General features: G+C 43.8%; 11 protein-coding genes and 1 pseudogene. 9 read left to right on the top strand and 3 right to left on the bottom strand.

Features of this window, described 5'->3' with window-relative positions; translation table 11 throughout:
- Positions 1-75 precede the first annotated feature (75 nt).
- Positions 76-1,631, top strand: a protein-coding gene (locus OOT00_RS15300) for an IS3 family transposase (protein WP_265426293.1) whose coding sequence is annotated in 2 segments (ribosomal slippage) — positions 76-547 and positions 547-1,631 — 1,557 coding nt in all. Because the reading frame shifts where the segments join, the coding sequence is not laid out codon by codon here.
- Between the two features lie 284 nt (positions 1,632-1,915).
- Here OOT00_RS15300 and OOT00_RS16575 read toward each other — a convergent pair.
- A pseudogene (locus tag OOT00_RS16575) lies at positions 1,916-2,131 on the bottom strand (hypothetical protein); the annotation flags it as partial.
- Positions 2,132-2,312: 181 nt separating this feature from the next.
- Between OOT00_RS16575 and OOT00_RS15295 the strand changes: the two are divergent.
- The 3 genes from OOT00_RS15295 to OOT00_RS15285 are packed head-to-tail and all read left to right on the top strand — an operon-like array spanning position 2,313 to position 4,784.
- Complete coding sequence (locus tag OOT00_RS15295) at positions 2,313-3,137, top strand: death domain-containing protein (protein ID WP_265426292.1); 825 nt, start codon at positions 2,313-2,315, stop codon at positions 3,135-3,137.
- A gap of 19 nt (positions 3,138-3,156) precedes the next feature.
- The gene (locus OOT00_RS15290; RefSeq protein ID WP_265426291.1) at positions 3,157-3,984 is read left to right on the top strand and encodes a polysaccharide deacetylase family protein; all 828 of its coding nucleotides are present in this window, start codon (positions 3,157-3,159) and stop codon (positions 3,982-3,984) included.
- Positions 3,981-4,784, top strand: coding sequence for a hypothetical protein (locus OOT00_RS15285; RefSeq protein WP_265426290.1), 804 nt, complete (start codon positions 3,981-3,983; stop codon positions 4,782-4,784). The genes OOT00_RS15290 and OOT00_RS15285 overlap by 4 nt, the downstream gene beginning before the upstream one ends.
- Before the next feature lie 14 nt (positions 4,785-4,798).
- Here OOT00_RS15285 and OOT00_RS15280 read toward each other — a convergent pair whose 3' ends face one another.
- A complete protein-coding gene (locus tag OOT00_RS15280) occupies positions 4,799-5,761 on the bottom strand; it encodes an IS3 family transposase (RefSeq protein ID WP_265426289.1) in 963 nt (320 codons plus the stop codon).
- A gap of 80 nt (positions 5,762-5,841) precedes the next feature.
- A complete protein-coding gene (locus OOT00_RS15275) occupies positions 5,842-6,150 on the bottom strand; it encodes a transposase (protein WP_265426288.1) in 309 nt (102 codons plus the stop codon).
- A 1,027-nt stretch (positions 6,151-7,177) separates the two neighbouring features.
- On the opposite strand from OOT00_RS15275, the gene rfbF reads away from it, so the two are divergent.
- The 5 genes from rfbF to OOT00_RS15250 form a co-directional block, all read left to right on the top strand.
- The gene (gene rfbF, locus OOT00_RS15270; protein WP_265426287.1) at positions 7,178-7,948 is read left to right on the top strand and encodes a glucose-1-phosphate cytidylyltransferase; all 771 of its coding nucleotides are present in this window, start codon (positions 7,178-7,180) and stop codon (positions 7,946-7,948) included.
- Entirely contained in the window at positions 7,933-9,021 is a 1,089-nt protein-coding gene (gene rfbG / locus OOT00_RS15265) for a CDP-glucose 4,6-dehydratase (RefSeq protein WP_265426286.1), read from the top strand. Before rfbF ends, rfbG begins: the two co-directional genes overlap by 16 nt.
- Positions 9,018-9,581: a dTDP-4-dehydrorhamnose 3,5-epimerase family protein gene (locus OOT00_RS15260; RefSeq protein ID WP_265426285.1), complete on the top strand. Its 564-nt coding sequence runs from the start codon at positions 9,018-9,020 to the stop codon at positions 9,579-9,581. Before rfbG ends, OOT00_RS15260 begins: the two co-directional genes overlap by 4 nt.
- The gene (locus OOT00_RS15255) at positions 9,578-10,804 is read left to right on the top strand and encodes a class I SAM-dependent methyltransferase (RefSeq protein WP_265426284.1); all 1,227 of its coding nucleotides are present in this window, start codon (positions 9,578-9,580) and stop codon (positions 10,802-10,804) included. Before OOT00_RS15260 ends, OOT00_RS15255 begins: the two co-directional genes overlap by 4 nt.
- 90 nt (positions 10,805-10,894) lie before the next feature.
- Positions 10,895-11,457, top strand: a 563-nt coding sequence (locus tag OOT00_RS15250) for a radical SAM protein (RefSeq protein ID WP_265426283.1), incomplete at its 3' end; no start/stop codon positions are given.

Raw genomic sequence — 11,457 nt, 5'->3', positions numbered from 1 at the left:
GCGAATCCCCCTGTGTCAGGGTAGTTGTCACCTCAGTGCGACCCAAAAATTCAACTTGGGGGCCTGGAGGTTGACATGCCGTACTCTCCAATGTTCAAAGACAAAATGGTCTGCAGGATGACAGGCCCCGGTGCCATTTCCGCCGGAGCATTATCAAAGGAGATGGATGTTTCTCCGTCAACCCTCTCCCGCTGGCTCCGTAAAGCTGGTCAACGCTGTACTTGCCCTGAAAGTCTCCCAATGAAAGAAAAACGTCCCCAGGACTGGACATCCGATGAGAAGCTGAATGCGATTATTGAGGCCAGCAAGATTGACAATGCGGATCTGGGTGCTTTTTTACGGGAAAAGGGCCTCCATGAAACCCATCTGGAACAGTGGCGTTTACAAATCCTGAATGCCTTACAGATGAAACCTGTTACAGATACAAAAAACAAATCAAAATCATCAGATACTAAAAAAATACGGCAACTTGAAAAAGAACTTCAGAGGAAAGAATCTGCTCTTGCCGAGGCTGCCGCCTTGCTGATCCTGAAAAAAAAAGCCAGCAAAATCTGGGGGGACGAGGACGGAAACATAGCCCTGAGGAGCGCAAAATGATACTCGCCCTGATGGATGAGGCCGTAAAAAGAGGTGCCAGGCTTTGCAAAGCTGCCCATACACTTGGCCTTAGCGCCCGGTCTGTCATACGCTGGAAAAAAAAGGGCGGCGGTGAAGATCAGCGACGCGGCCCCGGAAAATCCCCTGAAAACAAGCTTACAGAGCTTGAAAAACAAGAGGTTATCCATATAGCCACCCGTCCTGAATTCAGGGATCTTCCACCCAAACAGATTGTGCCGCTTCTGGCAGATCAGGGAATCTATCTTGCATCAGAATCTACTTTTTACAGAATTTTGAAAGAACAGAATATGTTGCATCACCGGGAAACTTCAAAACCCGCTGAAAGAAAAAAACCAGAAGAATATACAGCAACAGGGCCTTGCCAGGTTTGGAGCTGGGACATCACATACATGAAAACCGATATCCGTGGACAGTTCTTTTATCTGTACATGGTGATTGATGTCTGGAGCCGGAAAATCATTGCTGCAAGGGTTCATGAAAATGAGTCCATGGATCTGAGTTCAAAGCTTGTAAGTCAGAGCTGTATGCTTCACGGTATCCATCCTAAAAGCCTTGTTTTGCATGCGGATAACGGAGGCCCAATGAAGGGGGCCACCATGCTGGCGACTCTGGACAGGCTCGGTATCATTCCATCTTTTTCAAGGCCAAAGGTGAGCAATGATAATCCCTACTCAGAGTCTCTCTTCAGAACCATGAAATATCGCCCTGTCTATCCTTCAAAGCCATTTTCTTCTTTAGAGCAGGCCCAGAAGTGGGTGGACAGCTTTGTTGTCTGGTATAACACGGAACACCTCCACAGCAGCATTCATTTTGTGACACCGGATGACCGGCACTACGGCAGACATAAGGACATTCTCCAAAAACGTCATGCGGTCTATCACAAAGCCAGAAATTCACACCCTGAAAGATGGACTGCACATACAAGAGACTGGCAACCGAAGCTTGAGGTGACTCTTAATCCAGGTAAAAAGCAGGGACATCTCATGGAGAAATCCTGCCCTCAAGCTGCCTGAAAAAATCAGGCTTCCGGTGACATCTATCTTGACACTTACCGGAATCCGCTTGATCCGGTGAACCCCAATATGAACATTGTGGTCAGCAATATCTTTCTGAAGACGCTCCGGACCGTAGGTTTCTTTCGTTCTTTTATGAGCCGCTATGATTTCGAGTTCGAATCGTTTTTCCTTTTTATTCCGGAGAGAATCCGGTCGTTTCAGCCAGGCATAGTAAGCACTGGCTGAAACTTCCAGAACCCGGCATAGCTGAGGAATCGGATACTTCGGTCGAAACCGCCTGATTACCGCGTACCGGGCAGCGACTCCCGGGCAAAGTACGCGGCGGCTTTTTGTAAGATATCGCGCTCCTGCTTTACTTGAGCGAGCTCACGTTTGACACGCTCAAGCTCCTCATCAACCTGAGTGAGGGGGAGTTTCTCGCTGCCAATATCGGAAAGTTTTCCGGCCTTGTAAGCCCGAACCCAATTTTCCAGGGTAGACTTGGGCAGGGAAAGCTGACGCGATGCTTCCTATGCGGTCAGACCGTCTTCGATAATCATTTTCACGGCTTCATGCCGGAATTCTTTCGAATAGCGACCGTTCGTTGCGTTTTTTGCCATTCAGACACCTCCGTTCTGGTTGGATGATAACTTTGGTGTCCGATATTTTCAACTTACCTCATTATTCAAGGATTTTGAAATGGACTTAATAAGATTATCGGAAGATACAAAAAAAAAATACCGAAAAAAATTCAAACACAAAAAAAAATATAACATTATGCAGTACGAAAAACTAATTGAACCAATAATAAAAACACACACTAATATCACTTATGATGAATTTGCAAATAAAAAAAAATTTGATAACGAAAAGCTGTTTTTGCTAAGGCATGATATTGACCACGACTTTGAAACAGCGATGCTAATGGCACGATGGGAACATAAACATGGGTTAAGAGCGACTTATTGCGTTTTGCATTCAGCATGGTATTATGGTATATTGCAAAATGGTGAGTATTTCCATACGGAAGACCTTGTTTGGCTCTGCCGGGAGCTAGCTGGGCTTGGTCATGAAATTAATTTTCACAATAATTTAATGACATTGTCTCTTCAAGAAAAAATTGATGTAAATGCAGTGTTATCAGGAGAGCTTAATTTTTTACGAAGTTTAGGTTTAAAGATAACCGGAACAAGTTCACATGGAGATAGGCTTTGTAGAGCCTTAAATTATCGTAATTACGAGATTTTTAAAGAGGCGGTTGGAATAGAATTTGGTGGCCAAAGAATTGTTTATTCTTCTCAAAACAACCATTCTGCTCGAGTTGGAGTTTCTTCTATGGAAAGTCATGGTCTGTTGTATGAGGCATACGATATAGCTATGGATGCTTATATAAGTGATGCAGGTGGGGCAATTACAACATCAACAGAAATAAAGCAAAGACATAATTTTTTAAAAAATGGACAAGAGAAGGCTGGTAACGTTATTGGCATTTTAACTCATCCTGTTTGGTGGGATTTTGATTAGAATATACTCGGAGTTTTATATGTATAAAAGAATTGTTAAAAAAAATGATGAAACAGACTACATCGATGATTTACTAAAACTTATTAGTCTTAAAAACGTACCAATGAACCAAGTTTTTGAATCTTCAGAGTCATGTTTTTTTATTCGACATGATGTGGACCATAGTCTTAATATGGCAATTGAAATCGCCCAAGTAGAGGCTGAGTATGGGTATACATCAACTTTTTTTCTGTTGCCACCGGGGAGTTATAACGAAGAGAAAAATTATTACGGTTGGATAGATAATGGAGAAATAAAACATGATCCTGAACTTATTGAAAAATGTAAAATTTTACTTTCCCATGGACATCATTTAGGTTTTCATAGTGATTTGATAGCTTCCGCATTAAAATGGCGACAAGATCCAAAAGAAATGTTGCAAAAAGAGATTGATTATTTTGATCGAAATAATATTCGCCTGATAGGAACAGCAGCTCATGGAAGCCCTTTGGCTAGGGAGTTAGAATTTAATAACCGAGAAATATTTGAAGGGTGCATTCGGAAGGGGAGGGAAGTTGGTCGGATTATCGAATACAATGGCTGGAAGGTGAAAACACACTCCCTTAAATTGGAAGATTTCGGTTTTGAATTTGAAGCCTACTCACTACCGCGAGATTCGAGAATTTCAGAGTCTGGTGGAAAGTGGGGGGGACGTATTGTTGGAGAGCAAATTGATAGAGAAGGCCTTTTTACAAATTTCAAAATACAGGAATTTAGAAAAATTATATCAAGATTGCAACCGGACGCAAAGGTAAGCTCCATGCAAGTAATGACTCATCCTTGTCATTGGAAGGTGGTAGAAAAGTGATATGCAGTGATAAGATTGCTATAATTGATTTAAAATACATGTCAGGCAATTGTTCTTTAAGTAAAATATGTACAAAACAATACAATAGCTTTCAAAAAAGAATGATTGGCAAATATGCGGGAGAGGGCAAGGTGTTTAAAGGCCAAATTGAGTCGGCAGTAATAGATGTATCAATGTTCAGTTTTGAAAACTATATTTTACAGGCTAAAAAAATACACAAAGGAAATGCACTAAGAGATGCTAAAAAATCTGATAAAGCAGGATACTATTGCAAACAATTTGTCTGGAAAAATCATATACCTGATATAGTTGAAATAAACCGTTCAAAAGCCCTGAGAAGTGGTGGGTTGATGAAGGATGCATATAATCGTTCCATTGAAGATATGGGTGGTTATCCTGTAGTATATAGTGAGTTAAAAGAACCTGATTGCATCATGCATACTACTTATAATTGGGGTATATTTAAAAAAATACCTGGCTATAAGCAAGGTAGTGTGGAAACAAATGAAAAGTTACTTGCTTATATCAAGCTTAAAAGAAATGGAGATTTAGCTACGTATACCAGTATTTTGGGACATGGTGATTATCTAAAAGAAGGAATTATGTACAACCTTCATCTGAACATCATGCGATGGGTTCAGGCAAAAAAAGAAGACCCCGAACCTTTTAAATATATTCTTTATGGTTCAATTAACTCTGGCAATGACGGGTTGAAGCAATGGAAAAAAAGAATGCTGTTTGAAGGAAGGTATATTGTTATTTGTGCAGAGGGTGTTCAGAATTCTGCGTCAGCGTTATAGGCTCTTGTTTTGCCTCAGCTGGAAATGGAGAGTGTTCCCTGTTGAGTTAGCGAGTTATAGATCTCCCCGGGTGTAGGTTTTGGGCAGCGAAGGACGGGGCGCTCCTTCTCCTCCAGCCGTTTTTGCTTTCTGGCCTCTCTGGCCGCTTCCAGTTTTTTGTCACGCTCTTTGAAAATCTGCTTGTCCTGGCCTTCCAGTTTGTCCTTGGGCGCGACATATCCGAGGGCACTGTGCAACCGCTCTGCGTTATAGTAGCGGATGTAGTCGGCAATCTGGACCCTGGCCTCCTCGAGAGATAGGGCCACTTTGGGACGAATGCACTCGTTCTTGATGGTTTTGTGATAGCGTTCCAGTTTGCCGTTGCTCTGCGGATAAAAGGGCGCGGTCCGCACGTGCGTCATGCCGGCTATCCGAACAAACTCCTTGAAATCTTTGGCAATGAACTGCGGGCCGTTGTCGGAAATGATTCTGGGCGTGGCATTTGGGTATTTCTCCCTGGCCCTCTGGAGTATGATTTCCACGTCTTTTTCGTTCATCGACTGGCGCAGCTCCCAATGGACAATGTAGCGGCTGCATCCGTCAAGGATGCTGCACAGGTAATAGAAGGTGCCGCAAAGGTTGACGTAAGCGACGTCAATATGCCAATGCTCATGGGGCTTCAAGGGCTGCACAAAGCCCGTTCCCTTTTTGGAGGGTTTACCGTTCCAACGCCGCAGCAAATTGCCCGCTCTCAGGACACGATAAACGCTGCTGGGGCTGACGGCAACCACATCGCGATCCAGCATCATGAAGGTCAAGCGCCGGTAGCCTTCCAGCGGGTGCTCCAGGTAAAAATCGACAATGGCCTTCTTCTCCCAGTCTTCAAGCCAGAAATCTCGGGGAATCAGGGCGTTATGTTCATTGGCCTTGCCGTAACGGTTCTGCCAGTTGTAATACTTACTTGGGGCAAGCCCCAGCCAGGAAATAAAATGCGCCAAAGCGATGCCGGTACCCTTGGACCAGCGATTAACGAAGTCAATGACCGCATCGCGAATGTCGTGAGGAACCCAGGACGCTTTTAGCGAACCCCACGTTCCTTTTTTAACTGAACATGTTCCTCCATCAACTCGGAAAGAACTTCGTTCTTGGCCTGCAGTTTGGCCTCAAGTTGCTCAATGCGTTTTTGCTCGGCCCTGTTCCTGGCGGAGTTGGATTTTTCGAAAGCGGCAGCCCCGTTTTCAAAAAACTCTTTCTGCCAACGATAGAAAACCGTGGGCTGCAGATCGTATTCGTCACATACATCAGAGACTGCAACCCGGTCAACAAGGTGCCGCTTGAGAATGGTGACTTTCTCTTGAGCCGAGTAATTATGCCGTTTTTTTCGCATGGTGAATTCCTCCGTTCGCGTAGTCTAACTCAAACATCGGGATTCTCCAATTCACGCTGAACCAAAACATCATTTTGTGACACCGGATGACCGGCACTACGGCAGACATAAGGACATTCTCCAAAAACGTCATGAGGTCTATCAGAAAGCCAGAAATTCACACCCTGAAAGATGGACTGCACATACAAGAGACTGGCAACCGAAGCTTGAGGTGACCCTTAATCCAGGTAAAAAGCAGGGACACCTCATGGAGAAATCCTGCCCTCAAGCTGCCTGAAAAATCAGGCTTCCGGTGACATCTATCTTGACACTTACCGAAACCTCCATAACCCGGCATAGCTGAGGAATCGGATACTTCGGTCAAAACCGCCTGATTACCGCGTACCGGGCAGCGACTCCCGGTCAAAGTACGCGGCGGCTTTTTGTAAGATATCACGCTCCTGCTTTACTTGATCAAGCTCACGTTTGAGGCGCTCAAGCTCCTCCTCAACCAGAGTGAGGGGGAGTTTCTCGCCGCCAATATCGGAAAGTTTTCCGGCCTTGTAAGCCCGAACCCAATTTTCCGGGGTTGACTTGGGCAGGGAAAGCTGATGCGATACTTCCTATGCGGTCAGACCGTCTTCGATAATCATTTTCACGGCTTCATGCCGGAATTCTTTCGAATAGCGACCGTTCGTTGAGTTTTTTTCTATTCAGATACCTCCGTTCTGGTTGAATGATAACTTTGGTGTCCGATATTTTCAACTTTCCTCACTGGGGCAGAGTGCACAAAAAAAGTGGCGTAAACTTTGGGGATTCAACCTCCTAGCTGATGTTATCCGGGATGTTCAATTCAAGGATGGAGAACGTATTGATCCATTAACTGAGAACGAAACCAACAGGCACGTCGCTTGATGGAGTTTTTCTCAAACACCAGATTTGACAATAACTCCTGTTCTGTTCTTGGCGATTGATCCTAATAGCCCTTTGCTCGTGTGCTTGAAAAATAGTTTCTGCTTATTAATAATTTCGAAAGGTCTTTCGGCGTATGAAGGCTGTTATACTGGCAGGCGGGCTTGGCACTCGTATTAGTGAAGAAACGCATCTAAAGCCAAAGCCTATGGTTGAGATAGGCGGTAGGCCGCTACTCTGGCATATTATGAAAATTTATTCTCTCCATGGGATTCATGATTTCATTATATGCTGCGGATATAAAGGGTATATGATCAAGGAATATTTTGCTAACTATTTTCTTCATATGTCCGATGTTACTTTTGATATGACCACAAACAGCATGAAGGTGCATGAAAAAAAAGCGGAACCTTGGAAGGTGACTCTGGTAGATACGGGAGAAGACACCCTTACCGGTGGTCGATTAAAGAGAGTAGCTTCCTACCTGGAAAACGAAGAGGCTTTTTGTTTTACTTATGGTGATGGTTTGGCAGATGCTGACATTAGTTCTGAAATTGTCTTCCATCATTCTCACGGAAAACTAGCCACGGTAATGGCCGTTGAACCGCCCGGTCGTTATGGTGCTTTGGAGTTGGATCGCGGTCAAGTAGCAGGTTTTACGGAAAAACCCAAAGGGGATGGGGGGATGATCAATGGAGGTTTTTTTATCCTTTCACCTCTGGTCTTGAACCGGATAGAGGGTGACAGTACTTCTTGGGAGGCTGGGCCTCTTGAAAGGCTTGCAAGAGATGGAGAACTGATGGCCTATACTCACCGAGGTTTCTGGCATGCTATGGATACTTTGCGAGATAAGAATTATCTGGAAAGACTTTGGTCTTCAGGAAATGCCCCATGGAAAAAATGGTAAAAAAAAGTCATATTACTAAATCGTTCTGGTCAGGCAGGAGGGTTTTTCTTACTGGCCATACAGGTTTCAAAGGTGGATGGCTTGCTATATGGCTAGCGAGCATGGGTGCCAAAGTTTATGGTTATGCACTCAGACCACCGATCGAACCAGCTTTTTTTAATATTGCAGGGGTAAGCAGTTTTTTGGTTGCGAATAACCTTGAGGATATTCGTGATTCAAAATCTTTGCATAGGGCTATGGCAGAGGCAGCGCCTGAGGTTGTTTTCCATATGGCTGCGCAACCACTTGTGAGACAATCCTATACAGCTCCTTTTGAAACATGTGAAGTTAATATTATGGGTACAGTACATCTCATGGAGGCTGCTCGTAATATAAACAGCGTGAAGGTGTTGGTGAATATCACTACGGATAAATGCTATGAAAACCAAGAGTGGTTTTGGCCTTACCGGGAAAACGAACCCTTGGGAGGTCGCGATCCCTATTCTGCCAGTAAAGCCTGTTCTGAAATTCTCACATCGGCCTGGCGTTCATCGTTTCTAAAAGATGCTGGTGTATGGACTGCCACAGCAAGAGCAGGTAACGTGATCGGAGGTGGAGACTGGGCTGAAGACCGTCTTATTCCTGACATCCTTCGTGCGGTGGAGACTGGCAAGACTTTGATGATCCGGTCTCCTGCGGCTGTACGGCCATGGCAACATGTTCTTGAACCTCTGTCCGGTTATCTGATGTTAGCGGAAAAGCTTTATTCCCAGAAAAGTTCTTTTGAAGGTGCATGGAATTTTGGTCCTTCTTGTGATGATGCCGTAACCGTACAATCTATTGTTGAGCAGATATGCCGTCGTTTTCCCTTGCTTAGGTGGGGGCATGATCCCCAAAAAAATGTGCCTGAGTCTACCTCCCTGAGGCTGGACAGTTCTCTTGCCAGAGCAAAGTTAGGTTGGCATCCACGCTGGAAGCTACCGGAGGCACTGGACCAAACTCTTATTTGGTATGAAGGGTGGAAAGAAGGTAGGGATATGTTCAGGGTAAGCATGGACCAAATATCAGCATATGAAAAGGCTGTATTTTTATGAACAAAAGGTTCACTATAAAAGAAACTAAATTGCCTGGTCTTTATACGCTGAAACGAACCAAAATAGAGGATAAGAGAGGTTCTTTTGCAAGAATGTTCTGTGATAAAGAGCTTGCAGGTATTATGAGCGATCGATCCGTTGTGCAGATAAACCATACCTGCACAGCAGAAAAATCTTCAGTACGAGGTATTCATTTTCAATATCCCCCTTTCGCGGAGGCCAAGTTTGTAAGCTGCATCAGGGGCCGGGTTTTTGATGTTGTAGTCGATCTGAGAAGAAAGTCACCAACATTCCTACATTGGCACGGCGAGGTGTTGAGTTCCGAAAACGCAATGGCCCTTTTCATTCCTGAAGGCTTTGCACATGGTTTTCAGGTGATGGAGTGTAACAGTGAACTGCTCTATTTCCATACCTCGCCCTATCACATGCCTTCTGAAGGGGGGCTACACCCGGAAGATCCAAAACTGGCTATTCAATGGCCTTGTCCTGTAATAAATCTTTCTAGGCGTGATGCGGAGCAATCCTTTCTGGATGATTCTTTTACAGGCCTAGACTTATGAACTGCCGTCATTGCGGAGCAACCCTTTCCCATATTTTTCTGGATCTCGGTATGGCACCGCCATCCAATGCCTATCTATCTTCGAATCATCTGAATAAGCCAGAAGTGTATTATCCCCTAAGGGTTCTGTTATGCAATGCATGTTGGCTTGTTCAGACTGAAGATTTTGCCCAGCCAGATCAGCTTTTTCATGCAGACTATGCGTACTTTTCCAGTATATCGAAGAGTTTTCTCAGACATGCGGCCTGCTACAGCAGTAAAATGAAGGCTATGCTGAACCTTAACAGTAATAGTTTTGTTCTGGAGATTGCTTCCAATGACGGGTATCTTCTGAAAAATTTTGTTGCTTATGGTATTCCCTGTCTTGGCATAGAACCTACGCAAAGCACGGCTTTTGTTGCTGAAAAGCTTGGCATTCCAGTTATTAAACGTTTTTTTGACTCGGATTTGGCTCTAAGTCTTGCAAATGAAGGGAAAAGGGCGGATTTAATAGTGGCCAACAATGTCCTTGCCCATGTTCCAGACATCAATAATTTTGTCCGTGGCTTGAAACTTATTCTGAAGCCCTTTGGTACTATTACTCTGGAATTTCCACATCTTTTGCGGCTAATCCGCCATGGGCAGTTTGATACAGTCTACCATGAACATTTTTCCTATCTTTCTCTTCATGCCGTTAAACATATTTTTGAGGCTGCAGGTCTACGCATACTTGATGTGGAGGAGTTACCAGTTCATGGTGGTAGTCTCAGGATATATTGTAGCCATGAAGAAAATCCTTCGCCGGAACTTCCTTCTGTCTCATCACTGCTAGCCATGGAAGAGGCGGAAGGTCTTCTCGGCACCCTAATTTATGGGGAGTTTCAGGCGAGGGTTGACCATATCAAGAATGAACTTCTTGTTTTTTTAATAGAACAGAAAAAAAAGGGGAAAAAGGTCGTCGGATACGGTGCTGCTGCTAAAGGAAATACCCTTCTCAATTATGCTGGTGTAAGGCAGGATCTTCTACCTTTTGTCTGTGATGCAGCACCTTCTAAGCAATATAAATTTCTTCCAGGGAGTCATATCCCTATCCTTAACCCTGCTGTGCTTCAAATAGAGCTGCCTGATTATATTCTCATTCTGCCTTGGAATATTGCAGATGAAATTATTGATAAAAACTATTGGCTGGCTGAAAAGGGGACAAAGTTTGTCAAAGCTGTTCCGGAACTGGTGATTTTGAAATAATGGCAGCATTGATCCGATAATGCACTGGCCTGCAAACTCGTTTGGTTGACATGGACGAATGCTCTTGTTCGTTGCGGCAGGAGGTAAAAAATGGTTATCCCTGAACACTTGCAAATAGAAATTGTTGCTGGGATTTGTTCAGCAGACTGCATCATGTGTACCATAAAAGATACCCCCCGAAAGGGTATTCTAAGTATAAATGATTATGCATCAATACTTAAAAAATTTGAACCCTATACAGATAAACTCCAGTATTTGACATTGCATGGTATGGGTGAACCTTTGCTAGATAAAACCCTGCCTGCCAAAATTGCACTGGCAAAGAAAAAAGGGTTTAAAGGTATAGGTTTTGCTACCAATGCAACTCATCTTACACGGGATAAAACGGAAGCACTTTTGGATTGTGGTTTGAATACAATCATTTTTTCTCTTGATGGAATAACCAAAAAAACCCATGAGAATATCCGCCGTGGAGTTGATTATGATGATATTATGGAAAAAATACTTTATTTTATAAAGAGACGTAATCAGCAGAATGCATTGGACACCAAAATTATTGTACGTATGATTCGTCAAGAAAGCAATCAGCATGAATGCGATGACTATAGAACTTTCTGGAATGGGCATCTTAGTCCTGCTAATGGGGATCTTGT

Source organism: Desulfobotulus pelophilus (assembly GCF_026155325.1).
GTDB lineage: Bacteria > Desulfobacterota > Desulfobacteria > Desulfobacterales > ASO4-4 > Desulfobotulus > Desulfobotulus pelophilus.
This window is presented reverse-complemented; position numbering and strand designations above follow the sequence as displayed.